At 67.4% G+C, this 25,357-nt stretch carries 28 protein-coding genes; 16 read left to right on the top strand and 12 right to left on the bottom strand.

All coding sequences use genetic code 11. The annotated features are described in order from the left end of the window. Window positions 1-68: 68 nt before the first annotated feature. Window positions 69-818, top strand: a complete 750-nt coding sequence (locus G0D83_RS11530; RefSeq protein WP_164193726.1) for an autoinducer binding domain-containing protein — start codon at window positions 69-71, stop codon at window positions 816-818. A gap of 13 nt (window positions 819-831) precedes the next feature. Here the strand turns inward: G0D83_RS11530 and G0D83_RS11525 are convergent, their stop codons facing one another. Genes G0D83_RS11525 through G0D83_RS11505 form a run of 5 tightly spaced genes read right to left on the bottom strand, consistent with a single transcriptional unit; the run spans window position 832 to window position 3,739 of the window. Continuing rightward, window positions 832-1,890, bottom strand: coding sequence for an energy transducer TonB (locus G0D83_RS11525; RefSeq protein WP_164193723.1), 1,059 nt, complete (start codon window positions 1,888-1,890; stop codon window positions 832-834). After that, window positions 1,887-2,273 carry a biopolymer transporter ExbD gene (locus G0D83_RS11520; protein WP_108968248.1) on the bottom strand — a complete coding sequence of 129 codons (387 nt, stop codon included), beginning with the start codon at window positions 2,271-2,273 and terminating at the stop codon, window positions 1,887-1,889. Before G0D83_RS11520 ends, G0D83_RS11525 begins: the two co-directional genes overlap by 4 nt. Then, on the bottom strand, window positions 2,273-2,665 hold the full coding sequence (locus tag G0D83_RS11515; protein WP_255455546.1) for a biopolymer transporter ExbD: 393 nt from the start codon (window positions 2,663-2,665) through the stop codon (window positions 2,273-2,275). The genes G0D83_RS11520 and G0D83_RS11515 overlap by 1 nt, the downstream gene beginning before the upstream one ends. Next, window positions 2,658-3,311, bottom strand: a complete 654-nt coding sequence (locus G0D83_RS11510) for a MotA/TolQ/ExbB proton channel family protein (protein WP_164193715.1) — start codon at window positions 3,309-3,311, stop codon at window positions 2,658-2,660. Before G0D83_RS11510 ends, G0D83_RS11515 begins: the two co-directional genes overlap by 8 nt. Further along, complete coding sequence (locus G0D83_RS11505; RefSeq protein ID WP_370457228.1) at window positions 3,308-3,739, bottom strand: hypothetical protein; 432 nt, start codon at window positions 3,737-3,739, stop codon at window positions 3,308-3,310. The genes G0D83_RS11510 and G0D83_RS11505 overlap by 4 nt, the downstream gene beginning before the upstream one ends. 331 nt (window positions 3,740-4,070) lie before the next feature. On the opposite strand from G0D83_RS11505, the gene G0D83_RS11500 reads away from it, so the two are divergent. From G0D83_RS11500 to G0D83_RS11480, 5 genes are all read left to right on the top strand, one after another. Beyond that, on the top strand, window positions 4,071-4,574 hold the full coding sequence (locus G0D83_RS11500) for a DMT family transporter (RefSeq protein ID WP_164193713.1): 504 nt from the start codon (window positions 4,071-4,073) through the stop codon (window positions 4,572-4,574). Continuing rightward, window positions 4,571-4,990, top strand: coding sequence for a DMT family transporter (locus G0D83_RS11495; protein WP_164193710.1), 420 nt, complete (start codon window positions 4,571-4,573; stop codon window positions 4,988-4,990). The genes G0D83_RS11500 and G0D83_RS11495 overlap by 4 nt, the downstream gene beginning before the upstream one ends. Window positions 4,991-5,124: 134 nt before the next feature. Then, a complete protein-coding gene (locus tag G0D83_RS11490; protein ID WP_164193706.1) occupies window positions 5,125-6,753 on the top strand; it encodes a (2,3-dihydroxybenzoyl)adenylate synthase in 1,629 nt (542 codons plus the stop codon). Continuing rightward, window positions 6,750-6,986 carry a phosphopantetheine-binding protein gene (locus tag G0D83_RS11485; RefSeq protein WP_203594906.1) on the top strand — a complete coding sequence of 79 codons (237 nt, stop codon included), beginning with the start codon at window positions 6,750-6,752 and terminating at the stop codon, window positions 6,984-6,986. The genes G0D83_RS11490 and G0D83_RS11485 overlap by 4 nt, the downstream gene beginning before the upstream one ends. 1 nt (window position 6,987) lies before the next feature. Then, window positions 6,988-10,854, top strand: a complete 3,867-nt coding sequence (locus G0D83_RS11480; protein ID WP_164193702.1) for a non-ribosomal peptide synthetase — start codon at window positions 6,988-6,990, stop codon at window positions 10,852-10,854. Between the two features lie 21 nt (window positions 10,855-10,875). On the opposite strand, the gene G0D83_RS11475 is transcribed toward G0D83_RS11480, so the two are convergent. Continuing rightward, a complete protein-coding gene (locus tag G0D83_RS11475) occupies window positions 10,876-11,751 on the bottom strand; it encodes an alpha/beta hydrolase (protein WP_164193698.1) in 876 nt (291 codons plus the stop codon). 96 nt (window positions 11,752-11,847) lie between these two features. Between G0D83_RS11475 and G0D83_RS11470 the strand changes: the two genes are divergently transcribed. Genes G0D83_RS11470 through G0D83_RS11455 form a run of 4 tightly spaced genes read left to right on the top strand, consistent with a single transcriptional unit; the run spans window position 11,848 to window position 15,367 of the window. Further along, window positions 11,848-12,984 carry an ABC transporter substrate-binding protein gene (locus tag G0D83_RS11470; protein WP_203594905.1) on the top strand — a complete coding sequence of 379 codons (1,137 nt, stop codon included), beginning with the start codon at window positions 11,848-11,850 and terminating at the stop codon, window positions 12,982-12,984. Then, window positions 12,981-14,024: an iron ABC transporter permease gene (locus G0D83_RS11465; RefSeq protein WP_164193694.1), complete on the top strand. Its 1,044-nt coding sequence runs from the start codon at window positions 12,981-12,983 to the stop codon at window positions 14,022-14,024. Before G0D83_RS11470 ends, G0D83_RS11465 begins: the two co-directional genes overlap by 4 nt. After that, on the top strand, window positions 14,021-14,806 hold the full coding sequence (locus G0D83_RS11460) for an ABC transporter ATP-binding protein (protein WP_164193691.1): 786 nt from the start codon (window positions 14,021-14,023) through the stop codon (window positions 14,804-14,806). Before G0D83_RS11465 ends, G0D83_RS11460 begins: the two co-directional genes overlap by 4 nt. A gap of 18 nt (window positions 14,807-14,824) precedes the next feature. Continuing rightward, the gene (locus G0D83_RS11455) at window positions 14,825-15,367 is read left to right on the top strand and encodes a cytochrome b (RefSeq protein WP_164193687.1); all 543 of its coding nucleotides are present in this window, start codon (window positions 14,825-14,827) and stop codon (window positions 15,365-15,367) included. A gap of 135 nt (window positions 15,368-15,502) precedes the next feature. On the opposite strand, the gene G0D83_RS11450 is transcribed toward G0D83_RS11455, so the two are convergent. From G0D83_RS11450 to G0D83_RS11435, 4 genes are all read right to left on the bottom strand, one after another. Next, window positions 15,503-16,615 (bottom strand): site-specific DNA-methyltransferase, encoded by a 1,113-nt coding sequence (locus G0D83_RS11450; protein WP_164193684.1) that lies wholly within the window; start codon window positions 16,613-16,615, stop codon window positions 15,503-15,505. An 89-nt stretch (window positions 16,616-16,704) separates the two neighbouring features. Next, window positions 16,705-17,334 (bottom strand): ribonuclease HII, encoded by a 630-nt coding sequence (locus G0D83_RS11445; protein WP_164193681.1) that lies wholly within the window; start codon window positions 17,332-17,334, stop codon window positions 16,705-16,707. A gap of 37 nt (window positions 17,335-17,371) precedes the next feature. Beyond that, window positions 17,372-18,298 carry a tyrosine recombinase XerC gene (locus G0D83_RS11440; RefSeq protein ID WP_164193677.1) on the bottom strand — a complete coding sequence of 309 codons (927 nt, stop codon included), beginning with the start codon at window positions 18,296-18,298 and terminating at the stop codon, window positions 17,372-17,374. Then, window positions 18,295-18,999, bottom strand: a complete 705-nt coding sequence (locus G0D83_RS11435) for a DUF484 family protein (RefSeq protein WP_095883756.1) — start codon at window positions 18,997-18,999, stop codon at window positions 18,295-18,297. The genes G0D83_RS11440 and G0D83_RS11435 overlap by 4 nt, the downstream gene beginning before the upstream one ends. A gap of 202 nt (window positions 19,000-19,201) precedes the next feature. On the opposite strand from G0D83_RS11435, the gene G0D83_RS11430 reads away from it, so the two are divergent. After that, window positions 19,202-19,519, top strand: a complete 318-nt coding sequence (locus tag G0D83_RS11430) for an antibiotic biosynthesis monooxygenase (protein WP_095883755.1) — start codon at window positions 19,202-19,204, stop codon at window positions 19,517-19,519. Window positions 19,520-19,544: 25 nt separating this feature from the next. Here the strand turns inward: G0D83_RS11430 and G0D83_RS11425 are convergent, their stop codons facing one another. Then, entirely contained in the window at window positions 19,545-20,240 is a 696-nt protein-coding gene (locus tag G0D83_RS11425) for a winged helix family transcriptional regulator (RefSeq protein WP_164193674.1), read from the bottom strand. A gap of 284 nt (window positions 20,241-20,524) precedes the next feature. Here G0D83_RS11425 and G0D83_RS11420 point away from each other — a divergent pair, with 284 nt between their 5' ends. After that, the gene (locus G0D83_RS11420) at window positions 20,525-20,932 is read left to right on the top strand and encodes a universal stress protein (RefSeq protein ID WP_164193671.1); all 408 of its coding nucleotides are present in this window, start codon (window positions 20,525-20,527) and stop codon (window positions 20,930-20,932) included. Between the two features lie 66 nt (window positions 20,933-20,998). On the opposite strand, the gene G0D83_RS11415 is transcribed toward G0D83_RS11420, so the two are convergent. Next, window positions 20,999-22,060 carry an SDR family NAD(P)-dependent oxidoreductase gene (locus G0D83_RS11415; protein ID WP_164193668.1) on the bottom strand — a complete coding sequence of 354 codons (1,062 nt, stop codon included), beginning with the start codon at window positions 22,058-22,060 and terminating at the stop codon, window positions 20,999-21,001. 578 nt (window positions 22,061-22,638) lie between these two features. On the opposite strand from G0D83_RS11415, the gene G0D83_RS11410 reads away from it, so the two are divergent. The 4 genes from G0D83_RS11410 to G0D83_RS11395 all read left to right on the top strand — a co-directional run. Next, window positions 22,639-22,857 carry a hypothetical protein gene (locus G0D83_RS11410; RefSeq protein ID WP_203594904.1) on the top strand — a complete coding sequence of 73 codons (219 nt, stop codon included), beginning with the start codon at window positions 22,639-22,641 and terminating at the stop codon, window positions 22,855-22,857. Between the two features lie 64 nt (window positions 22,858-22,921). Further along, window positions 22,922-23,998 carry a hypothetical protein gene (locus G0D83_RS11405; RefSeq protein WP_164193647.1) on the top strand — a complete coding sequence of 359 codons (1,077 nt, stop codon included), beginning with the start codon at window positions 22,922-22,924 and terminating at the stop codon, window positions 23,996-23,998. Between the two features lie 143 nt (window positions 23,999-24,141). Beyond that, window positions 24,142-25,113, top strand: a complete 972-nt coding sequence (locus G0D83_RS11400; RefSeq protein WP_164193643.1) for a nucleotidyltransferase family protein — start codon at window positions 24,142-24,144, stop codon at window positions 25,111-25,113. Window positions 25,114-25,267: 154 nt separating this feature from the next. Then, window positions 25,268-25,357, top strand: a 90-nt coding sequence (locus G0D83_RS11395) for a hypothetical protein (RefSeq protein ID WP_164193639.1), incomplete at its 3' end; no start/stop codon positions are given.

Genomic DNA, 25,357 nt, shown 5'->3' with positions numbered 1-25,357 from the left:
CTCTCTGGCCTTTCATGCAATCCCGTGTTCACATTGAGGTGGGATACGCAAACGAAGACGTGAGTGACATGGTTTCGACTCGTTACGCGAAGCTGTTGATCGACACGGCTGACACCCTTGCAGGGGCGCAAAGCGCGCAGGACTCCTGGGATGCGGCGGTGCGGATCGGGCGCAGGATCGGGGCCACGGACCTCAATTGCGGCGCGATCATGCGCGACTCGCGCGAGGTGGCGTGGCTGCGTAGTTCGATGGATATGCGCTGGTTGCGGCACTACCATCAGGCCCGTTTCTACGAAGTCGATCCCGTCCTGGCCGCCTGCAAGGCGGGCGTCAGGAGGCAATTCGTCGATGTCTCGGAGAGGTACCGCCGGTCGGGCGGCACGCGTCAGCGCGACCTGTATGGCTGCCTGATGGACTTCGAGTACCATTATCTGCTCACTCAGACCTGGATCGTCGGTGCCAGCGAGCGCACCATCGTGCTTGGTTGCGCCAGCGACCCGAAGGATTTGTACGGTCCGGGAACGGCGCGCGCGTTCCGCGCGATCTCGGCGATGCTCAACGACGCGATCCTGCCGCCAGGCGAGGAGACCGCGCAGGAATGGATCTGCGAGTCGCCCTGGGCGCAGCTGAGTGCGCGGGAGCGCGACGTGCTTGGCTATCTCGCGCACGGGCTGCGGCTGCATGAGGTGGCCGAGCGCTTCACGATCACCGAGCAAGAGGCCGCCCGCCACCTGCTCAGCGCCTGCAGGACGCTGGGCGTCGCCGCGCCCGAGCAGGCGCTGTCGATGGCCATGGCGCGGGGCTTGCTCTCGCTCTGAGGGCGGCGCCCGATCACCGTCCCTTGATCTGGATCGTGAAGCTCGTCTGCGCCCCCGCCGGTGGCGCGGGGAAGGGCGAGGCGCTGCGCACAACACGCAAAGCTGCCTGGTCCAGCGTCGCCGAGCCGGAGCTGCGCGCCACCGAGGCTCCCGCAAGACCGCCGTTGCCGGAGACCTTGAAGGCGATGACGGCCGCGCCGCGCGCGTTCACCCGGGGCCGCGGCACCCGCGAGAGCTTGCGCATCACCAGCCCGGGGTAATTGCTGACGGCGGCATTGCCGGCCTCCTGCGCCTTGCCGCCGTTGCCCGCGGTGGCCGAGCTGCCTCCGGCGCGACCGGTCGCCGCCCCGGCGGTGGCGTTCTGCTCGGCATTGCCCTGCGGACGCGCGGCCTGACGGCGCGGCTCGGGGGCTGGCTCGGGCTTGCGTTGGGGCTGCGGTTCGGGCTCCCGCGCGCGTTGCGCGACATCGGGTGTGCGCAGTTTCGGACGCGCGGACTGCTCCGGCGCGGTCTCGGTGACGTCTTCGGGCTCGGGCTCTTCGGCGGCGAGCGTCTCGGGTTCCGGGGCCTCGGCGGTGAGCGTTTCCGGCTCGGGCTTCGCGGGACCGGCGATCTCCGGTTCGGGCGTATCTACTGTCTGCGGCGGCTGCGCCTCCAGAAGCTCAGGCTCGGGCTGGTCCTCGGGCTCGACAGGCGCCACCGGCGCGACTGGCAGCACCGGCTCTGCCTCGAGCGGGGGAACCACGGGCAGGGCGGCGGTCAGCTCGGCCTCGCGAGGGGGCTCGGGTGCGGGCACAGGGGCAACGGGCTGCGCCTTTTGGATCTGCTGCGGCTGGATCGGCTCCGGCTGGTCGGGCTCGACCGTCTCGGCGGTCTCCTCGACCGGATCGGCGCTGATCGTACCCACGGCCATGTCGGCGAAATCCGTGCCGAGGGCGAGGTCGCTGCCACCGGCCATGCCCTCCATCTCGGCCTGCATCTTCGGCGGCATCACCGCCAGCAATGCGCCGCCATGAGCAGAAAGCGCCAGCACTGCGGCGGCCAGCTTCACCTTGCGCGAGGATGCGATCATTCAAGCCCCCTTTCGGTGACGATCATCACCTTCTCGGCCCCGGCGGCACGCAGGGCACGGCCGATCTCCACCAGCCTTGCGGCGGGCAGGTCGCGGTCGGGCACAAGACGCGCGAGCGTCATCGCCTCGTCGCCGAGCGCTTCGAGGAAGGCCTCGGGCGCCTCGATCGCTTCGCCGCGGACGGACATGCTGCCATCGGCGTTGATCACCAGCGCGTCGGCGGGCGCGGCACCTTCGAGATCGGCGGTGTGCACGAGGTTCAGCGCCGGATCGAGCGGCCGCGCGACGGTGCCCGCGACGAGGAAGAAGACCAGCATCAGGAAGACGATGTTGATCAGCGCGATCGTTGGTTCGCGCTCGGATTTCTGTTTCCTGCGGCGCATCACGACGCTCCCAGAACCGTGGCGCGGAAGCCGCTGACGCCGCGCAGGGCCACCAGCAGATCCGTCAGCCGTTGCGATGAGACCTCGCCGCGCAGCGCCACGATGAGCGGCTGCGGGGGTGTGTTCTCGGCGACTTCGCCCCGCGTCTCGCCCAGCTTGGCCGGAAGCTCCTCGAGGGTCATCTCGGCGCCGTTGAGCCGGACCGTCTCGGGCCCGAGCTGCAGGAACAGCGGGCGGGTGTCCGCGGCAGTGGCCCCGGATCCGGCGGCGGCGAGTTCCACCTCGGCGAAGCGCGTAAAGGTCGAGGTCAGCATGAAGAAGAGCAGCAGCAGGAAGATCACGTCGATGAGCGAGGTCATCGACAGCCTCCGCCGCCGGCGGATCTTACGCATGGCGTGCGGCACCCTCGGCCAGCCGCGCCTCGGCGGTGCTGCCGGTGGGCGACAGGATGGTGTGCACCGCGCGCTCGGCCAGCACGCGCTCGGATTCCATGCGCGCCTCGAACCAGCTCAGGATCACGGCGGTGGGCATGGCGACAACGAGGCCGACCGCCGTGGTCAGCAGCGCCACCCAGATGCCGCCCGCAAGGATCGACGGGTCGACCTGGCTGCCCGCGTCCTGCAGCGACTGGAAGGCCGAGATCATCCCGAGCACGGTTCCGAAGAGACCCAGCAGCGGCGCCAACTGCGACACGGAGTCGAGCAGTCGGAACCCTTTTTCGAGCCGGGCGAAACGGGTCTCGGCCTCGGCTTCGAGCCGTGCCGGATCGGTCTGGCCGGACATGGCCATATCGATCACCGGGCGCAGGTAGGAGCGCGAGCGGTTCAGCGCCTCGCGCGCGCCGGCGCGGTCGCCGCGGTCCCAGGCGTTGACCGCCTCGCGCAGCGCTGCGTGGCGGCCGACGCCCGAGGCAGCGAACTGCCAGAGTTTGTAGAGCACCACCGCCAGCGTCAGCAGCGAGATGGCGACCAGCAGCAGAACCACCGGTCCGCCGAGGTCGGCGATGCGGCGCAGGCCGTCCAGGATCGTATCGATCATCCGATCACCTCCACGTCGCTGCGCGACCTAAGCTCGAGCCCCTTGGTGCAGAGGTTCGACTCGGTGCCGCCCGCCTCGCACCGGTTGGCACCATTGATGAGAATTTGTCCGAGGCCCTCGCAACCAGTGCCGGGCACCACGAACTGGCGCACGCGCGGACGGCCGGCGGGCAGGGCGCCGAAATCGAAGAGGGTCAGCCGGTCGACTTGCCCTTCGGTGTTCAGCAGCACGGTCTCGTAAACCGCCGCGTCGATGTCGGTGTCATGGCCGTTTTCTATGAGGAAGCTGAGCTGGCAGCCGCTCTCGACGCTCTTGGTGGTGTTGAGCTCGAGCGAGAGCGTTCCGGCGGTGCCGGTCCCGGCCTGCTGGGCGGCGAGCGGCACCGGCAGCAGCATGAGAAGCGGCAGGGTCATGCGGAGAATACGCAAAACTTGGGTCTCCTGACTTTGGCTAGAAGGGCTCGCCCGCGGGGGTCCGGAGGCTGGCATGCACGGGGAGATAGGACTCCATTCTCGCTCTGTCTGGCACGAACGCAAGCGATGCTCAATACCTGACTAAATCAATCCAGAATAAAGCTTCCCTAGGGGCTGGGCTGAACACGCCCATTCCCGGCGAAGCCGCCGCGCCAGCAGGGCGTACTTGCGGCGGCCGGAGGCGCTCGTGCCGCGCGGTGCAATATCTCGCGCAACCGGGGGCTTACCTCCGCCACTTCCGCAGCGTAAGGAGGTTGCAAGTGCCCTCCAGACAGCAGGACAGACCATGGCTGCCCGTATTCCCCCCGCCGCAGAGCCGCGCCGGCCGCACCCTTTCGAGATCCTTGCCGCCCTCTGCGCCGGAAGCTTGCTGACGCTCATGCTGCTCAGCAACGGCATGATGGCCGCGCATACGACGCCGATCTTCGCCTCGCTGACCGCCCATGGCGTCGGCACGGTGGTGGCTGTGGTGCTGCTCCTGCTGTTCCGGCTCCGCAAGCCGGTGCAGGCCCGTGCGTCTGTGGGTCGGGCGCCGCTCTGGGCGTATCTCGGCGGCATCTCAGGCGCGCTGACGGTGGTCGTCTCGACGGTGGTGGTGAACTCGTCCTTGGCGCTGACCGGTACGATGGCGCTGGGGCTCGCCGGTCAGGTGCTGCTGGCGCTGCTCTTCGACGCCACCGGCGCACTGGGGCTCGAGCGGCGGCTGCCGCGGCGCAACGACTTGCTGGCGCTGGCGGCAATCGTCGGGGGCACGCTGCTGATCATCTTCGCACGGGCGGGCGCGGCATGATCTGGATGATCCTTCTCGGCCTCTGCTCGGGCATGCTGGTGGCGCTGTCGCGCCAGCTCAACGGGCGGCTCGCGCTCTCGACCTCGGCCATGCAGTCGTCGTTCTGGAACCACCTTGTCGGCTTCGCGGTGCTTGTGCCCTGCGCGCTGATCGCGGGCAGCTTCTGGCCCGCCGAGGCGGCCTCCGCCCATTGGTTCGCCTGGGTGGGCGGGGCAATCGGTGTGGTCTTCGTGGCCAGCGGCAGCTGGCTCATCCCGCGGCTCGGTGCGGCGCTGACCGGCGGTCTGTTGGTCGCCGGGCAGATGCTCTCGAGCGTCGCTCTGGATTTGCTGCGCGGGGTCGAGGCCGTGCTCTGGATGCAGCTCGCCGGGGTCGCCCTGATCCTGCTGGGGGTCTACCTGAGCCGGAGGGGCTGAAGCACGCGTCAGGGAACGGCGCTGAATTCCCGACTCAAATACACGGGCTTGTAAGTTGACTGTTTTTGTAGTGATTGGTAGCGCAAAGGCGCGATCCGACGCGCGGTGCAGGAACAGTCAGAGGCGACAAGACCATGAGCATCCCCCAGCAGATTTGGCCCGAAGACTTCGCGAAACGCTATGTGGACAAGGGCTATTGGCAGGGGGAGACCTTCGGTCAGATGCTGGACCGGCTGGAGGCGACTCACGGCGCGCGCCTTGCGCTGGTCGCCGGTGAGGCCCGCTGGAGCTACGCCGAGCTGGCCCGCCGCGCCCGCATCGCTGCCGAGGGCTTCGCAGGTCTGGGGCTGGTGCCGGGCGAGCGCGTGCTTGTGCAGCTGCCGAACCGCGCCGAATTCCTCGTCGCGGTCTTCGGCCTTTTCTACGCCGGGCTGGTGCCGGTCTACGCGCTCCCCGCGCACCGCGAGACCGAGGTTCTGCACCTTGCCGCCAAGTCCGGCGCCCGCGCTTATGTGGTTGCCGACCGGCACGACGGTTTCGACTACTTGCCGATGGCGCGCAAGGTACTGGCCGAGATCGACAGCGTCGCGCATGTGATCGTGGCGGGTGAGGCCGCAGAGTTCACCGCCCTCGACAGTCTCGGCGACCAGGGGCTCGCCGCCCCGGTCGCGCGCGACCCGCGCGCGGTCGCCTTCCTGCAGATCTCCGGCGGTTCCACCGGTCTGCCGAAGCTGATCCCCCGCACGCACGACGACTATCTCTACAGCGTCCGCGCCTCGGCCGAGATCTGCGGGCTGAGCGCCGACAGCGTCTACCTGTGCGCGCTGCCCGCTGCGCACAACTTTCCGATGAGCTCTCCCGGCTATCTCGGCACCCTGCATGCGGGCGGCACGGTGGTGATGAGCCCCAACCCGCAGCCCGAGGTCGCCTTCAGGTTGATCGCCGAGCATGGTGTCACGATCACCGGCCTCGTGCCGCCCCTCGCGCTCCTGTGGATGCAGGCCGCGCCGCGCAGCAAGCACGACCTTTCGAGCCTTGAGGTGCTGGGCGTCGGCGGCGCGAAATTCATCCCCGAGGCGGCGGCGAGGGTGCGACCCTTGCTTGGCTGCACCCTGCAGCAGGTCTTCGGCATGGCCGAGGGGCTGGTGAACTACACCCGGCTCGACGACCCCGAAGAGATCATCATCAATACTCAGGGCCGGCCGATCAGCGCCGACGACGAGGTGCTGGTGCTTGACGATGCAGGCAATCCGGTCCCCGAAGGCGAACCCGGCAACCTTTACACCCGAGGGCCCTACACCATTCGCGGCTACTACGAGGAGCCTTCGGCCAACGCCCGCAGTTTCACTGCCGATGGATTCTACCGCACCGGCGACGTGGTGCGCCGCCTGCCCGGCGGCTATCTCGAGGTGCGCGGCCGGGCAGGCGATCACATCAACCGCGCCGGCGAGAAGATCTCTGCCGAGGAGGTCGAGGATCATCTGATCGCCCACGAAGGCGTCTTCGACGCAGCGGTGGTCTCGGTGCCCGACCGCTTCCTCGGCGAGAAGACCTGCGCTTTCGTGGTGCGCAGCGATGCGGTCGAGGTGCAGTCAAAGGACCTCAAGGCCTTTGTCCGCAGCCGCGGCATCGCCGAGTTCAAGGTGCCCGACCAGATCGTCTTCGTGCCCGCTTTCGAGACCACCGCAGTGGGCAAGGTCAGCCGCAAGGCCCTGCGCGCCGCGCTGAAAGATAAATACCTGGAAAAAGGAGAGACCGCGTGAGCCTTACGCAGGACAAGATGCGCGCCGATATCGCCGAGGCGCTGGAGATCACTCCCGAGGAGATCACCGCCGAGGCCAACCTCTTCGATCTCGGGCTCGACTCCATGCGGCTCATGTCGCTGGTCATGACCTGGCAGGAGGCGGCCGAGGAGGCGGATCTCTCAGAGATCTGGGAGCACCAGACCTTCGCCGCCTGGTGGGGCGTGGTCGCGGCCCAGCACGCCGGGGCCTGACATGGCGACGGGGCGCGCGGCTTTCCCGCTGACCGAGGCGCAGGAGGGCCTGTGGTATGCACAGGCGCTCGACCGCGCGAACCCGATCTTCAACTGCGGCCAGTACATCGAGCTGCTCGGCCCGCTCGACGTGGACCGCTTCGCCCGCGCCTTCGAGACGGCGGCGGCTCAGAGCCCGGCGCTGCGTCTGCGCTTCGGCATGCAGGGCGGCGCGCCGCGGCAATGGCTCGCAGAGGTGGGACCGCGGCTCGAAGTGGTGGACCTTTCGGGGCTGGACGATCCCGAGGGAGAGGCCCGGGCCCGGATGATGGCTGACAGTGGCCGCGCTGTGGATCTTGCCGACGAACAAGCCGGGCGCTTCGTGCTCTACCTCCTCGGCGGGGCCCGGGCCTTTTGGTACGAGCGCATCCACCACCTTGCCACCGATGGCTTCGGCATCGTGCTGCTGACCAACCGCGTGGGCGAGATCTATTCCGCAGAGGCGACCGGCAAGACCCCCGCTGCCTTCCCGGCGCTGGACCCGGTTCTGGAGGACGACGCGGCCTATCGTCAGTCCGACCGCCGGGCCGCCGATGCCGCCTTCTGGCTGGCCGAGATGCGGGGCCTCGAGACGGTCGCCGGACCTGCCGAGGGGCGCGCGGTCACCTCGGCGCGCTTCGACCGCGCGCGATTGGACCTGCCGCCCGAGTTTTGCGAGGCGTTGAACTCCGTTTCCAAGGCGGCGGGCGTCGGCTGGCCGGATGTGCTCACGGTGCTCAGCGCGGCCTATTTCTCGCGCGTCTCGGGTGCGGGCGAGCGGGTTTACGGCCTGCCCTTCATGGCCCGCATGGGCACCAGAGCGGCCCGCGTGCCCTGCATGTGGATGAACGTCCTGCCCTATCGCTGCGACCCCGACGAGGACAGGCCGCTCCTTGAGCTTCTGAAAGCCGAGGCGAAGCGGCTCGGCGCGCTACGCAAGCATGGCCGCTATCGGTCGGAACAGCTGCGCCGGGACCTGCGGCGCACCGCCATCGACGCGCGGCTCTACGGCCCGATGATCAACGTCCAGCCCTTCGACATGCCGCCGCGCTTCGCCGGGCTCGAGGCGCATCTGCATATCCTCGGGGCCGGGGCGGTGGACGATATAACCGCCACCTTCCGGGGCGACGCGACCGCCTCGCTGTCTTTGGAGATCGACAGCAACCCGGAACTCTATTCGGCTGACGCGGCGCAGCGGCATCTCGACCGGCTGGCAGCGTTCCTGACGGCGGCGCTGAAGGCTGAGCGGCTCTCCGAGGTGCCGACACTGACGGCGGACGAAGAACGTTGGGCGGTCGAGGAGGTCAACGCCACCGATCATGAGATTCCCGACACCACGCTCACCGAGCTGATCCTCGCGCAGATGCGCGCCGCGCCCGAGGCGCCGGCGGTTGTCTATGGCAAGAAGACGCTCAGCTACGCCGAACTGGACCGCCGCTCCGCCGCGCTTGCCGCCGCGCTGCGCGCGCAGGGCGCCGGGCCGGGCAAGGTGGTGGCCACGGCGCTGCCGCGCTGCGAACATCTGGCCGTCGCGCTGGTGGCCATCCTGCGCGCCGGCGCCGCCTATGTGCCGCTCGACCCCGAGAATCCGCCCGCGCGGCTTGCCGCGCTGCTCGAGCGCACCGGCGCGGTCGCGCTGCTGGCGGAGGGTGATCTTGACGCCGGGGGCATGGCCGCCTTTGCGCCCGGGTCATGGCTCGCGACCGGCGCGGCGCCGGAGCCCGGCACCACGCCGGACGATCTGGCCTATATCCTCTTTACCTCCGGCTCCACCGGCGAGCCCAAAGGCGTGATGATCGAGCACCGCGCGATCGTGAACCGGCTTCTGTGGATGCGCGACCATTACGGTATCGATACCACGGATCGCATCCTGCAGAAGACGCCGACCACCTTCGACGTCTCGGTCTGGGAGCTGTTCCTGCCCTATCTCTGCGGCGGCACGCTGGTCTTTGCCGAGCCGGGTGCGCATCGCGATCCCTCGGCCATCGCCGGGCTGGTGCGCACGCAGGGCATCACCACGATGCATTTCGTGCCCTCGATGCTCTCGGCCTTCCTCGAGGCCCCGGCCTCCGAGGGGCTGTCGCTGACCCGCGTCTTCTGCTCGGGCGAGGCGCTGACCGCCGAACACCGCACGCGGTTCCACGCGCGGGTAACGGCCCAGCTCCACAATCTCTACGGCCCGACCGAAGCGGCGGTGGACGTGACCTATTGGGAGGCCGCCCCCCAGGACGACAGCCTGCCGCTGCCCATCGGTTTCCCGGTGTGGAACACCCGCGTCCAGGTGCTCGACGCGCGCCTGCGCCCGGTGCCGCCCGGGGTGCACGGACAGCTCTACCTCGGCGGGGTGCAGCTGGCGCGGGGGTACCTCGGCCGCCCCGACCTGACCGAGCAGCGTTTCATCCCCGATCCCTTCCGCCCCGGCGAGCGGCTCTATGCGACGGGCGACTTGGCCTATCTGCGGCCCGACGGCGCGGTGGTCTACGCGGGCCGGGCCGATCATCAGGTGAAGATCCGCGGCATGCGCATCGAGCCGGGCGAGATCGAGGGCGCGATCAAGGCGACGGGGCTGGTGCGCGATGCGGTGGTGATCGCCCGCGCCGACGGCGGCGCGGACCCGCGTCTCGTGGCCTATGTGCTGACGGGGGCGCGCTTCGACAGCGCGCCGCTCATGGCGGAACTGGCGACCGCGCTGCCCGCGCATATGGTGCCCTCTGCGGTGGTGGCGCTCCAGAGCTGGCCGATGACCAGTTCGGGCAAGCTCGACCGCAAGGCGCTGCCCGCGCCGGTGCTCGAGATGCCCGTCGGCACACCTCCGGTCGGCCCGGTCGAGGAGCGTCTCGCCGCCCTCTACCGCGACGTGCTGCACCTGCCCCAGACACCGAGCCGCGAGGCGGATTTTTTCGACCTTGGCGGCGACAGCCTGACCGCGCTGACCCTCAGTTTCCGCATCGAGGCCACCTTCGGGCAGGATTCGGGGCTGGGGCAGATCTTCGAAACCCCGGGGCTTGCCCAGCTCGCCCGGGCGCTCGAGATGGCGGAGACGGCGCAGGCGGGGCTCGCGCCGCTGCTGCCGCTGGCCGAGGGGGAGGGCGCGCCGCTCTTCATCCTGCATCCGGCGGGCGGGCTCGGCTGGGGCTACCGGCGACTGGCGCGGACGTTGACGACGCCGCGCCCGGTCTTCGCCGTGCAGTCGCCGCTGCTGACCGGCGCGCCGCTGCCTGGCACCCTGCGCAGGCTCGCCGTAGATTACGCCGACCGGATCGAGGCGCAGGCGCCGCGAGGCGTGATCCATCTCGCCGGGTGGTCGGTGGGCGGTATCCTGGCGCAGGAGATCGCGGTGGAGCTGGCGACGCGCGGCCGCGCGCCGGGGCTTGTCGCCCTGCTCGACAGCTACCCCGCCGAGTGCTGGCGGGCCGAACCCGAGCTTTCGGACGCCGAGGCGCTGCGCGCCCTCTTGGCCATTGCCGGTCACGACCCGGACAGCCATCCCGAACTCGACAGCCGCGCGGCGGTGGTGGGCTTTCTCAAGCAGGGCGGCACGCCGCTCGGCAGCCTGCCGGAGGCGGTGCTCGACGCGGTGGTATTGCTCGTTACCGGCACCAACCGGTTGATCCGGGGCCATGAACACCGGCGCTACTCGGGCACGCTCACCCATGTGCGTGCGGCGCGTGACCACGCCGGGCGCGACCTGCATGCCGGGCTTTGGGACGCCCACGCAGCGCGGGTCGAGCCGCTCGATCTGCCGCTGCTGCATCCCGAGATGGTCTCGCAGGTTGCGGCCGAGGCACTGGGGCCGGAATTCTCGGTGCGCATGGCGCAGGCCGAGGCGCTGCTGCGGGAGAGGGCTTGAGCCAGGGCCCGGTTTCGCTTTCTACCGGGCCGCCAACGCCAGCGTCCCGGGCAGCGAGGCCGGGAGCGAGGCGATATGCACCGCGCCGGGGTAGACCTGGGCCGAGATCTCTAGCCCGGCGGGCGCACCGCGAAGCTGCTCGATGATCCGCTGGGTGGGCGGGGGCGGTCCCTCGGGCTGCGGCCCGGCGCTGCCTGTGCGCTTCTCCTTGTCGCCCATGCCGAAGTGCAGTGCCCGGGGCGGGCCTGCGGCGATGCCGCGCTGCGAGACAAGCCGGGCGACCAGCGTCTCGTCCCACCAGACCGACGGGCTGATTGCGGCGAAGCGGGCAAAGCTGTCTGGCCTTGTCAGCGCGGTATAGAGCGTGAAGAGCCCGCCGAAGCTGTGCCCCCAGAGCGTTCGCCTTGCGGCGTCGACCGGCAGGCCATGCTCGACCTCGGCGCGAATGCCACCGGTCAGCCGGGCGAGATAGGCCTCGGCGCCGCCGGCGCGCCGCTCGGGGTGGTGCGGGTCGGGCCGCGGCGCGGCGCCGGGCGCCACGGGCGGAGAATAGTCGAAGATGCGATGGCTGCGGGCAAACTGCTTGTCGGTGTCGTAACCGATCCCGGCGACGATCAGCCCAGGTGCTCCTTCGAGCAGCGCGGCCGTCAGGAAGTCGAAGGCCGCATTCCCGTCGAGCAGGTAGAGGATCGGCCAACCTCTCTTCGGCGCGGGTGCCTTGGGAACCGCAAGGAAGAGCCGCGTTGCGGGCACGTCGGGAGCGTCCGGGCCGCAGGTTTCGCGCGGCAGAACGCGACTGGTGAGGACGTGCGAAGAGACTGGCGTCGCGAGGATTTCCAGCGTTGCGTCCCGTCCGCGATGCGGCGGCAACGGGGTCTGCGGGGCAGTTTCGCACATGGGATCCGCTCTCGGGCTTATTAGTTGACAATACCACTCAAGTAATTTCCCTTGGCCCCGGCTGCAATGGCCGATCATGCCGAAGAAAGGACTCTCATGACGCCGCGTCTCAGGCATCCGTGCATTCTTACCTCGAGCTGGCTTTTGATGGGTCTTTCCGTGGTTCTGGCGTCGCTGCTGCTCGGGGCGGGCTCGGCGCGCGCCGAGATTCGGGTGACCGACCTGGCCGGGCGCGAGGTGGTGCTGGAAGAACCGGCGCGGCGGATCGTGCTGGGCGAGGGGCGGCATCTTGCGGTGCTGGGCATGCTGCACGCGGACCCGGTGGCGCTGCTGGCGGGCTGGCGGCAGGACAAGGGACTCGATCCGGCGACCTATGAGGCCTATCTCGCGAAGTTCCCGGCGCTGGCTGACGTGGCGCCGGTGGGGGCAGGCAACCGTCTGCTCTCGGTCGAGAGCACGATCGCGCTGATGCCCGACCTCGTGTTGCTGAGCCTGATGGACGCGACGGACCCGCAGATGGAGATGCCGCTGCGCCAGCTGGACGCGGCGGGCATTCCGGTGGCCTTTGTCGACTTCTTCACCGCGCCGCTCGAGAACACCCTGCCGAGCCTGCGGCTGATCGGTGCGCTGACCGGGGCCGAAGAGAGGGCAGAGGCGTTTGCCGGTTTCTACCAGAGCCACCTCGACAAGGTCCGGGCCACGCTGAAGGCCGCTCAGCCTGCGCCGCCGCGGGTCTTCATCCACGTGCATGCCGCGCCGACCAACTGCTGCGCCACCGTGGGGCCGGGGGTCTTTGACGAGTTCGTCGAGGCCGCGGGAGGCTACAACATCGGCCGTGACAGCGTGCCCGGGGTGATGGGCAACGTCGGGCTGGAGAACCTGCTGGCCTCGGACCCGGATGTCTACCTCGCCACCGGCGGCGCGCATATGAAGGCCCGCGGCGGGTTGGTGCTGGGCGCGGGGATCGGCGCAGAGACGGCGGCGCAGAGCTTCGCCGCGCTGCTCGCCACCCCCGGCTTCGCCGACCTCCGGGCGGTGCGAGAGGGGCGGGCCATCGGCATCTGGCACCTGTTCAACGATTTCCCGGCGCATATCGCGCTGATCGAGGCGCTGGCCAAGCGCTTCCACCCGGACCTCTTCCCGGATCTTGACCCGATGGCCACCATGGCCGAGTTCGAGGATCGCTTCTCGCCGGTCGAGATGACCGGAAGCTACTGGACCCCTGCCGAATGAGCGCGGTCCAGGCGATCCTTGCCGAGCAGTCGCGGCGCAGCCAGCGCCGGGTTCTGCTCGTCGCCCTGCTGGGACTGGGCGCGGGGTTCTCGGTGCTTCTCGATCTGGTCTCGGGGCCGTCGGGCTTGCCGCTCGGGCAGGTGCTTGGCGCTTTGACCGGGGCAGGCGAGGTGCCGAAGGCCGCAGAGGTGATCGTCTGGCAGGTCCGCCTGCCGGTCGCGATCATGGCGCTGCTCGTGGGCGCGGCGCTGTCACTCTCTGGGGCCGAGATGCAGACCGTGCTCGACAACCCGCTGGCCGAACCCTTCACGCTCGGCATCTCGGCCTCGGCGGCGCTTGGCGCGGGGGTGGCGATCGTGCTGGGGCTGTCCTTGCCGGGCATCCCGGCGCTCTGGTCGGTGTCGGGCAACGCCTTTGTCTTCGCGCTTCTGGCGCTGGGGCTGCTGCAGCTGGCATCCGCCTTGCGGGGCGGCGGCTCCGAGGTGGTCATCCTGCTCGGCATTGCGGTCAACTTCACCGCCGCGGCGCTGCTGGCGCTGGTGCAATTTGTCGCCTCGCCGGATGCGCTGCAGCAGCTGGTGTTCTGGACCATGGGCAGCCTCGTCAACGCGCGCTGGGAGGGCATCGCAATGCTGGCGCTGGTGCTGGCGGCCTGCCTGCCTTTCTCGCTCGCCGCGTCGTGGCGGCTGACGGCGCTGCGGCTCGGGGCCGATCAGGCGCAGGGCTTCGGGCTCGACGTGGCGCACCTGCGGCGCTGGACGCTGGTGCGGGTGAGCCTGCTGGCGGCGGCGTCGGTCTCCATGGTCGGCGTGATCGGCTTCGTCGGCCTCGCCGGGCCGCATATTGCGCGGATGGCAGTGGGCGAGGATCACCGTTTTCTGCTGCCGGCAAGCCTCTTCACCGGGGCACTGCTGATGTCGCTCGCCTCGGTTGCCTCGAAGCTGCTGGTGCCCGGGATCCTGCTGCCGGTGGGGATCGTGACCTCGCTGGTCGGCCTGCCGGTGTTCTTTGCTCTCGTGCTGCGGAGGGAGGCGCGATGAGCCTTGATATTCGCGATCTGACCGTCGCGCGTGGTCCGCGCCGGGTGATCGACGGTCTGAGTTTGCCGCCCTTCGCCATGGGGGAATTCGCGGTGATCGCCGGGCCGAATGCGGCTGGCAAATCGACCCTGCTGCGGGCGATTGCCGGGCTGCTGCCCTCGACTGGAGAGATCACGCTGGAAGGTCGGGCGCTGCACGCCCTGCCGCGCGCCGAGCAGGCCCGGCTCGTGGGCTTCATGCCGCAGAGCCTCGAGAGCCGTTCGGCGCTGACAGTGCTTGACAGCCTGATGGTGGCGATGAACGCGGGCGGCGGTCTCGCGGGGCGCGCGCTGCGCGGCCCTGCGGCGGGGCGGCATGCGCTGGAGGTCCTGGCGCGCTTCGGTCTGGCCGAGCTGGCGCTGCGCCCCATGGCGGCGCTTTCTGGCGGGCAGCGGCAGGCGGTGGGGCTGGCGCAGGCGATGATCCGCGATCCGAAGCTCCTGCTGCTCGACGAGCCGACTTCGGCGCTTGATCTGGCACGGCAGTTCCAACTGCTGTCGGAGGCGCGAAAGCTGGCCCGCGAGGGGCGCATCGTGATCGCCGTGCTGCACGATCTGGCGCTGGCGGCGCAGTGGGCCGACCGGGTGGTGCTGCTGGAAGGCGGCGCCCTGCGCGGTTCGGGCGCGCCCTCGGACGTGCTGACACCGCGGAGCCTGTCGCAGGTCTATGGCATCGATGCTCGGGTCGAACGCTGCTCGGAAGGGCGGGTGATGGTCATGGTCGACGGGCTCTCGCAGCCCTGACTTTCAGGAGAGATTACGATGCAGATTTTCGACAGCTCTGACCGCTACGGCGCGGTCTCGCGGGGGCTGCACTGGGCGGTGGCGGTGCTGATCCTCTGGCAGTTCCTCGGCATGGGGCTGAAGCTGATCTTCGGACGCAATGATTTCGTCGGCTTCTTCGTCGGCACGCACCAGACGGTGGGCTTTGTCATCTTCTGGCTGGTGATGTTCCGCGCGCTGTGGGCGCTGGCGAGCCGCAAGCGCCGCCCGGATCATGGCACGGGGATGCTCGCCAAGGCCGCGGCCGCGGGCCACGGGCTTCTCTACGCGTTGATGATTGCCATCCCCACCCTGGCCCTGCTGCGCGCCTGGGGCGGAACACGGGGGTTTGCGCCGTTCGGGTTCGAGGTCTTTGCCCCGCGCGAGGTTGAGATCGCATGGGCCACGAGCCTGGCCGGACTGCTGCACGGCGAACTGGGCTGGGTGCTGGCAGTCTTGATCGTCGGACATATCGCCATGGTCGCCGTGCACGAGAGGTTTTGGCGCGACGGCACGCTGCGGAAGATGGCGGGGCGGCGCTGAGCCGCTCCGGCACGAAGCTAAATCACTGATACAGGGATAGAAAAAGCCCCGCCGCGCGGGTGCGCTGGCGGGGCAAGTTCGTGCCTGCCGAAGCAGGCACCGGCGGTCGTGAAACCTTTGTCTTGTTCCTGAAACTCAGTTCGGACGGTCGGCCATCTCGTCGCGGATCTGCTGGCGCAGCACGTCGATTGGCACAAGCTTGCCCTCGCGCTTGAAGTGCCAGTAGGTCCAGCCGTTGCACGAGGGTGCGCCCTCGAGCTGGGCGCCGACCTGGTGGATCGAGCCTTTAACTTCGTCGCCGATCAGCGTGCCATCGGCGCGCACCTTGGCGCTCTTGCCCGAGGAGGACACCAGCATCTCGCCGGGGCTCAGCATGCCGCGCTCGACCACCTGGCCGAAGGGCACGCGGGGCTCAGCGCGCTTGGCGCGGGTCACTTCCAGCGACGAGCGGTCGAAGGGGCGGATCGAGGCGATGCGCTTCTCGGCGACCTCGCGGTAGTCCGCCTCGCGCTCGATGCCGATGAAGTCGCGGCCCAGCATCTTGGCGACGGCGCCGGTGGTGCCGGTGCCGAAGAACGGGTCGAGCACTACATCGCCGGGGTTGGTCGAGCCGACAAGAACGCGATGCAGCAGCGAGGCGGGTTTCTGCGTCGGGTGCGCCTTGTCGCCGTTGGCGTCCTTCAGCCGCTCGCCGCCATTGCAGATCGGCAGCACCCAGTCGGAGCGCATCTGCACGCCTTCGTTCAGCGCCTTCAGCGCCTCGTAGTTGAAGGTGTACTTGGCGCCCTCGCTCTTCGAGGCCCAGATCATCGTCTCATGGGCGTTGGTGAAGCGCTTGCCGCGGAAGTTCGGCATCGGGTTCGACTTGCGCCAAACGACGTCGTTGAGGATCCAGTAGCCCGCATCCTGCAGCGCCGCGCCGACGCGGAAGATGTTGTGATAGGAGCCGATGACCCAGAGCGCACCGTTCGGCTTCAGCAGGCGCTTGGCGGCCTTGAGCCAGTCGCGGGTGAAGCGGTCGTAGACAGCGAAGCTGTCGAATTGGTCCCAATGGTCGTCGACGGCATCGACGCGGGAGTTGTCGGGGCGGTGCAGATCGCCCTTCAGCTGAAGGTTGTAGGGGGGATCCGCGAAGATCAGGTCAACCGACGCCTCCGGCAGCGCATTCATCTGCTCGATGCAATCGCCGGAAAGAATCGTGTTGAGCGGGAGCGCAGTTGCGCCCTTGGTTTTCGTCATTGCTGTCATTCTCTGCCTCTGCCCCGGCGCATTTTTGCGCTCTTGGATTGGGGATAAAATGAGGGAACAGCGAATCGGGGTCAATTTGTTTTTTTAAATCAGGACCTTACGTTTGCGTCTTGATACAAGATATTGTGTATGGGTGCGAAGGATCTTCTATGGTGTGGGGTCACACCGAAATCTCGAAGGCCATCCATGTGTCTTTTGGAGCCGTAGCCTGCGTTCGTTTCCCAGCCGTAATGGGGATACTGTTGCGCCAAGTCCCGCATCAGATCGTCGCGCCAGATCTTCGCGACGATCGAAGCAGCCGAGATACTCACAGACTTACCATCCCCCTTAACCACAGCCGTCGCGGGGCAGGGCAGATCGGACGGCAGGCGGTTGCCGTCGATCAGCAGATGCGCGGGGGCGGTGGGCAGTGCCGCAACGGCACGGCGCATGGCGAGGTAGGTGGCCTGCAGGATGTTGATCTCGTCGATCTCCTCGACCGAAGCCACGCCCAGGCCGACCTGCGCCTGTGCGCGGATGATCGGCTCGAGCGCCTCGCGGCGCTTGAGGGTGAGTTTCTTGGAGTCGTTGAGCCCGAGGGGGATCAGCGCCGGATCGAGGATAACCGCGGCGGCGACCACCGGCCCGGCGAGCGGCCCGCGGCCGACTTCATCCACCCCGGCGACCAGCGCGCCTTCGGCCCAGAAGGGCGACTCGAAAGATGTATCAGGTGCTGTCATGCCGGTGTTCTGCGCCCTTGGGCGCAGCAGGGCAAGCTCAGCCCGCCTTGGGATGGGTGGCCTCGTAGACCTTCATCAGGTGCACGCTGTCGACCGAGGTATAGGCCTGGGTGGTCGAGAGCGAGGCGTGGCCCAGCAGCTCCTGGATGGCGCGCAGGTCGCCCCCGGCCGACAGCAGGTGCGTGGCGAAGCTGTGGCGCATGGCATGGGGCGTGGCACTGGCGGGCAGGCCAAGCTGCATGCGTGCCTTTTCGGTCACCGACTGGATCAGCCGGGCATTGAGCTTGCCGCCGCGGGCGCCCCGGAAAAGCGGGCTGTCGGGGGTGATCTCGAAGGGGCAGAGCCGCAGGTAGATCTCGACCGCGCGGCGTGCCACGGGGAGCACGGGCACGATGCGCTCCTTGCCGCCCTTGCCGAGAATGCGCAGCGACTCGTCGAACGGCCAGTCGGCGCCAGTCAGCCCCAGCGCTTCGGAGATCCGCAGGCCACAGCCGTAGAGCAGGGTGACCACGGCCGCGTCGCGCGCCCCGACCCAGCCCTCGCGCGACTGCATCTCGACGGTGTCGATCATCGCGCGGGCGGCGTCCTCGGTGAGCGGACGGGGCAGCTTTTTTTGGAACTTGGGCGCGCGCGCCGAAAGCACCGCGGTGGGCTCGAAGCCCTCGCGCTCGGCGAGCCAGCGGTAGAAGCTTTTCACCGCCGAGAGCTTGCGTGCCATGGAGCGGGCGGCGCAGCCATTGCCATGCAGGTGGGCGAGGAAGGCGCGCATGTCCGGCGTGGTCACCCGCGCCAGGGGCTTCAGCCCCTGCGGCTCGGCGTGGTGCATCGTCTGGAAGGCGATGAACTCGGCCACGTCGCCACGATAGGCGGTGATGGTGTTCTCCGAGGCGTTCTTCAGCGCGCGGGCGTGCTCGAGCCAGGTCTGCAGCGCGTCGCGCGCGGCGGGTGTGAGCGCGAGGCTCACGACAGCCAGCGCCGCATGGTGCGCTCGAAGACCCCGCCGAAGAAGGCGAGCAGATCGGTGCCCTGCTGCGGCGTGAACATCTGCGGATCCTCGGAGCCCATGACCAGCAGGCCGGGCAGGCGGCGCGGGCCGAAGTCGAGCTTGAGGCAGGCCTCGGAGCGGATCAAGTCAGCGCGCGGTCCGAAGATGCGGGTGTCGCCGGCGCCGAGCTGGCGCAGGGTAACCTGCCGCAGCGGCGCGTCGGTGCGCTCGGTAAGGTAGCTCGAGACGAAGCCGGGCTCGGCCAGGGACAACACGTCGCCGAGCTTGCTGACGGCGCGGGTGTCGTCGGGGTGGCCGGTTTCCAGCACCAGCCGCATGACGTCAACTCGCAGGATCGCGGCAACCTCGCCGTTGAGATCGCGCAGGAAGGGCTCGAAAGCCACCGGATCGAGCATTCGCAGGATGGCGCGATGGATCTGGTTGGTGCCGGCGAGGTTCTCGTAGGCGGCCGCGATGACGCTGCGGTGGGTGTCCTCGAGCCGGTCGAGGCGGGACTCCAGCCGCTCCATGGCGATGCCGCGCAGGTCCACGATATTGGAGCCCATGGCGCGTTCGTTCGACGCGATGAGCGCCTGCATCAGGTCGCGATCATCGAGAATCATGTCGGGGCGAGAGAGCAGCTGCTCGCGCAGCGTCTCGTCGATACGGGGACTGCTCATGCCTGTTCCGGTCTGTCCGTGCCTGTTCCGGGTGATCCGTGTTTTGTGCAGACCCTATCAGGTCCAACGCGTGATTGCGCCCCCTTTCTTGGACGACCGGCGTGTTTCCGCGAGGTGTGATGACCGCGCCGCGCGGCGAAGGGAAGGCTTTGGCGGCGCGGGGATTTCTGGCAGACTGCACGGGGCACAGGAGGAGGATCTCATGCCCACCATCACCCACCCCAGCTCCGCCCAGACGGTCGTCACCACATTCGAGACCAGCCCGGGCACCTGCCAGGACCTGCTCGAGGCGCTGGAAGAGGCCTATGACGCCTTTATCTCGAAGCAGCCGGGGTTCGTGGGGGCGGGCTTGCACGTGAACGACGCGCAGACCCGTATCGCCAATTACTCGCAATGGGAGCGGCGCGAGGATTTCCTCGCCATGCTGCGCAGCTCCGAGATGCGCGCCTGGAACCGCCGGTTCAACGATCTGTGCCGCAGCTTCGAGCCGGTGCTCTACGAGGTGGCGGCGGTCTACTGACCTTGCCACCCCGCCGCAGGGGGGCTCAGGCAGCCATCGTTCGCGCAGTGCCGCGGCGCTCGGAGACACGCAGCCGGTAGCCCTCGCCGCGCACCGTCTCGATGGCGAGCGCTGCCTCGACCGGGGCGAGATGGGCGCGCAGGTTGCACATGTAAACGTCAAAGACCCGCGGCGCCGGCTCGTTCTCGAAGCCGTAGACGTGGTTCATCAGCGTCTCGCGCGTGGCGAGGCGGCCGGGGCGCAGGGCGAGGAACTCGAGGATCTCGTAGAGCTTGGGCGAAAGCGAGAGCGTCGTGGCGCCGAAATGCACCCGGCGTTTCTCGAGGTCGAAGCGCAGCGGGCCGCAATCGCTGACCGGCAGCGACACGCCATGCGCGCGCCGCGCCACTGCGCCGAGGCGGGCAAGGATTTCTTCGGAGGAGGCTTCGGAGGGCAACACGGTGTCGGCGCCAGCCATCAGCCAGGCGGCGATCTGAGCGCCGTCCGCCTCTCGCGAGATGACCGCGATCGGCACCTCGGGATTCCGCTCGCGCAGACGGGTCAGCGTGGTCTGGTTTCGCAGCACGCTGGCCTCGATCACCAGGAGGTCGTGCGCGCCGATGCGGTGGAACTCTTCGATGTCCTCGGCGGCCTCGCAGCGGGTCAGCAGCGTGCCGGTCTGCGCCAAGGCGTGACCGAGGCTCATCATCTTCCAGGTGGTTTCAGCAATCAGATAACGCATGGGCGGGCTCCTCTTATGCACCGCGGGCGCTGGCCCGGCGGAAAATCCGTTCTCTTGGGGGCGAGGGTGACCATTCTTGCAGGTCTGCCGGGAAACCCGGGCCTCCCATGGATCTGGGCGGATCCGTCGGGGGAGGGCGGCGCGTTCTGCGGCCCGTTCCAAGGAGTAGCGCGCAATTGTGCCCGAAATGTGTTGCCAGCTTGGGGCGGGGAGGATGATTTGTATCAAGGCGCTATACCTTCGAAGAGCCCAAGATGCCGTCAGGTCAGGAAAGGAGAACTTTCATGTACAAGAACATTCTGGTGCCGATCGCATTCGACAGTGACTCGAAGGCGCAAAAATCCCTCGAGGTCGCCAAAGCGCTTGCCGAGCCCGGCGCGACGATCACCTTGCTGCATGTGCTGGAGCACATCCCGGGCTATGCCGTCACCTACCTGCCGCCGGACTATCTCGCGCAGTCCCGGGCCGCGCTGGAGAAGGAGCTCGGCGACATGGCGGCGAAGGTGCCGGGGGCCAAGGGCATCGTGATCGATGGGCACTCTGGGCGGTCTATTCTGGAATATGGCGAAGAGAACGCTTGCGACCTGATCGTCATTGCCTCGCACCAGCCGGCGATGAGCGATTACCTGCTCGGCTCGACCGCGGCGGTGGTCGTGCGCCACGCCCATTGCGCGGTGCATGTGCTGCGCTGAGGCAGGGGCAGGGAAACAGGCTGCGCGGGCGCCACGGGGCGGCCCGCGCGGGGGTATGGACCGCGGCTAGGAAATGCGCCGCAGATCGCCCGAGGCGAGCGAGGACTGCGACCAGTCGTTGGTGCCGTAGTAATCGCGGTACCAGTCGACGAAGGCCTGCACCCCCTTGGCGAGATCGGTGTCGGGGCGGTAGCCGGTCAGCCTGTGCAGCAGCGAGGCATCGGCCCAGGTCGCCGGCACGTCGCCGGGCTGCATGCACATGGGGTTGCGCCGAGCTTCGAGGCCGGTGGCCCGCTCGATGGCGGCGATGAACTCGCCGAGCGGCACGGCCTGCGAATTGCCGATATTGATCACCCGCCACGGCGCGACCGGGGAAAGCGAGTCTCCCTCGGGTACGATGCCGCCCTCTGGCCGCTTGGGCACCACGTCGATCAGCATCCGGATCCCCTGCACCAGGTCGGTGACATAGGTGAAGTCGCGCATCATCCGCCCATGGTTGTAGACGTCGATCGGCGCGCCGCTGAGGATCGCCTTGGTGAACTTGAAAAGCGCCATGTCCGGGCGGCCCCAGGGGCCGTAGACTGTGAAAAAGCGGAACATGGTGGTCGGCAGATCGTAAAGATGCGCATAGCTGTGCGCCATGCACTCGGTCGCCTTCTTGGTTGCCGCGTAGAAGGACATCTGGTGATCGGTGCGCTCGGATTCGGTGTAGGGCATTTCCTTGTTGGCGCCATAGACAGAAGAGGTCGAGGCCAGCAGCATGTGGCCCGGCTGATAGGCACGCGCCGCCTCGAGCAGTTCGAAGGTGCCCATCATGTTGCTTTCGAGATAGCTGCGCGGATCCTCGAGCGAGTGGCGCACCCCCGCCTGCGCCGCCAGATGCACAACGACGTCGGGCCTCTCGCGCGCGAAAATCTCGTCAAGCAAGCCTTTGGTCTCGATGGCGCTGTTGAGAACTGAGAAATCAGCGTGCTTCTGTAGTAGGGCCTGTCTGCGCCGTTTCAGCTCCACGTCATAATAGTTGGAAAGATTGTCGACCCCTACGACGCGAAACCCATCGTGCAGCAGTCGTTGACACAGATGGTACCCTATAAAGCCTGACGAGCCAGTGACCAAGGCCGTGCGCATCAATGAACTCCTACCAAAAAAAATATTTTAAGAAATCAATATCTATTGTCTTGTGGGCAGCTTGCGCACAACGCAAGAGCTTTCTGTTTTGAGGCCGGCTTTGCTCGGTGCACCGCCGGTCCCGGCCTATTCAAGCGGCGACTTGCCTTACGCGCGCTCGATCGATTTGCGAGACGCTAATGGCCCCTCGCGGAGTGCGAAGAGTGCACGAAACGGGTGATTCGAGCGAGCGGCTTGGCGCGCGGACAACCGGTTAAAGGGCCGTGCAGCGTGACGGCGCGGCGGCCCGGCCGGGCGTTCGCGAAATGTTGCCAGAGTGGAGAACAGAGATTTGCCTATTTTTTGGGCATCACCACCTCTGCAGCGCGTACGATCCGATCTGTCTCATAGGACTGTTACAGCAGTCTATTCTCTTGCAACGAAACGGCTTTGCCGCGCCGGCTGAAGATAATCCCGCAGCGCTCGCGTCGGCGCGCGGTGAAGTGTGTGTGCAGCCTCGGTTAACGCAGCCTTAAAGATAATTGGCACAACCAGCGGGCTGCGCTATAGTTCGAATCATTGGAAAAAGGAGTTTTAAAATGACTGACAAAACCCCCATGGGGGATTCTCTCGAGTCTCCTGGCCGTCGTGAATTGCTTGGCAAGGCCGGGAAATATGCAGCGGTGACGCCGCTGGCTGTGACCGCGCTGCTGTCGACCTCGATGCAGGCAAATGCCGGCGGCATCTTCCGTTCGGGCGGCGTGAACTGCAAACCCGGTCGCAAGTACAAGATGAAGAAGAGATACGGCTCGCATTAAGCCGGCCGGGCGTTTGTTTTACCCGGCTTCCTGATTTTCTTCATTTTCGAGAAGACGTAATTTGTTGAGTGAACCCCTTTTTGTCCTCCCCGCTGCAGGGGTCACGCTGGCGCAAGTGAACCGTCAGCATCTTCTCTTGGTCCCAGAGAAGGAACTTCTGTTTTCGGCCACTCCCCCGGTGGCCGAGGCTTGGGCAGGGTTTGAACTTGGCGTTGCGTCCGTGACATTGGATGCCGCTGCCGAAACAGGTGGCGGCATTCTTCTTGACCTGATGCAGATCGGCGCGCTCGAGCCGCTTGCGACCACCAGCGGCCCGGCACGGGTCGGCTGTTCCGAAACGCTCGATTTGGCCGGCGTTCATGTCGTGGTGGCCTTCGAGGATGACGCCCTGCGCACGGAGCTCATGCCCTGTTTCGCCCATTTGGCCGTGGCGCCCCGACGGGGCGATGCGCATCTGGTGGTGCAGCGCGACGGAGACCGCATCGGGATCGCGCGCCGCGATGGGGACATGGAGTGGGTGGCGCCGCACGAGGCGGTGCCCCTGCTCAAGATCAAGATGACCGAGACCCTCTTTGATCATACGCAATACATCATGCTGCACGCCGCGCAGCTTGGCAGGGATGGGCGGTGTCTGCTGCTGCTGGGCGACGCGGGAGCGGGCAAGAGCACGCTTGCGACCGCGCTAGAAGGCGCCGGATTTGCCCTGCTGAGCGATGACATCGTGCTGCTTTCGCAAAGCGGCGAGGCCTCGGCCCTGCCGTTCCCGGTGACGCTCAAGGAAGGATCGTGGTCCTTGCTCGACCACCGCCGGGCCGAGATTCAGGACGCCGGGCAGCACTTGCGCCCGGATGCGCTGAGCGTGCGTTACCTCGGCCTGTCGGGTGAGGCTGGCTGGAAGGACGTGGGCTGGGTGCTGAAACTTGACCGGCAGCAAGACGGCCCGGCCTCGGTCTCGGAGCTGTCGCTTGCCGAGACCTTCTCGGTGCTGCTCGGGGCCGCCTGGTCCGGCGAGGAGGCGATGTCGCCCGAGGTCTTCGAGGCCATGGCGGGTTGCCTGAATGGCGCGCGCTACGGGCGGCTGACCTATTCGGATTTGCAGCGGGCCCTCACCGAGGTGTCCCGCTTCTGCGAAGAGGGATGACCGGACCGCGAAGGGGGTATGAACTACTTGGAATTTCTGTTGAAAATGATTGTTGATAAGTGATTTTTAAGAATTCGATTTCAATTTACTGCGGTTTTTTTCAATCGCGTTGCGCCAATTTATAACGGCAATGGGACAGGCACATGAAAGCAGGCGTCGCAGCGTCCTCCCCGCTGGAACATCTCGGTCGTGCGCTCTGCGGCGATCTCGGGCATGTGCCGGATTGGCCGGGGCTGATCGGAACGGCGAACGACGAGTTTGTCACCCCGGCCCTGTTTCAAAGGCTGCGCCAGGACGACGTCCCGGCCGCCGAACCCGAGGCGATGGCCTATCTCGGAGAACTCGATTCCCTCAATTGTCGGCGGAATGGAAATCTCTGGGCCATGGTGACGGAATGCACGGGCCTGCTCAACGCCGAGGGCATCGTGCCGACCCTGATCAAGGGCGCCAGCGAGATGGCGCTCCAGGACGATCCGGCGCAATTCTACAGGCTGATGATCGACGTCGATCTGCTGGTCGAGCCCAGCGAGATCGCCCGCGCGCAGCAGCTGCTGACACAGGCGGGGTTCGAGCGGATCGAAGACAGCGAATACGCGCATTCCCCCGGCAGCTTCTGGAAGGCGGGGTACGTCGGCACGCTCGATCTGCATGCCGGTCTGCAATCCGACATCGGGCGCTTCCTGTCCGAGGGCGATTGGCTGGGCCGGCGCGAGCTGCGCAGCCGCGACGGGCTGCGGTTCTACGTTCCTGATGCGTCCATGCGCCTGTTGATCAACATCAGCCACGACATGCTGCATCACACCGGCCTCGCGCGCGGGGGTATCAGTTTGCGCTACCTCCTGCCGCTCCGCGCACTGCTCCGCAACGAGGGCGGCGCGCTCGACTGGCCCTGGCTGCTCTGGCTGCGCCGAGACCGCGGCTTCCGCCTCGCCTTCGATTTGCAGATGCTCATGCTGCAGGAACTCTTCGGCCTGCCACTTCCGCAGGGAGTACAGCCGGATCTTGCAACACGGGCTCTTCACCGGCGCCGCCTGATCAAGGCACGCCATCCCCGCCTGGCCGATCTGGAATGGGCCGTGGTGAAACCGATCTACTCCCGGCTGAAAAGGCATTGACCAATACAGCCATACGGCTGGTGCCTGCCCGTCTGGCACCACTTCCTCCCCTCATGAGGCCGCCAGCAGGCACAGCAAAGCGAATCTGCTTTGAGTTGTGCCTTGAGGGCGGTACATCATGCTCATTGTTATTGCTTTTCTGAGGATTGTTGCGATGAAGATTGCCATTATCGGCACCGGTTACGTGGGCCTTGTCTCGGGCGTGTGTTTCTCCGACTTCGGCCACGAGGTGGTGTGCGTCGAC

Source organism: Salipiger sp. PrR003 (genome assembly GCF_010500785.1).
In the GTDB taxonomy this organism is placed as follows: domain Bacteria; phylum Pseudomonadota; class Alphaproteobacteria; order Rhodobacterales; family Rhodobacteraceae; genus Salipiger; species Salipiger pacificus_A.
The sequence above is the reverse complement of the archived record's forward strand: the minus strand, read 5'-3'. Positions and strand labels throughout refer to the sequence as shown.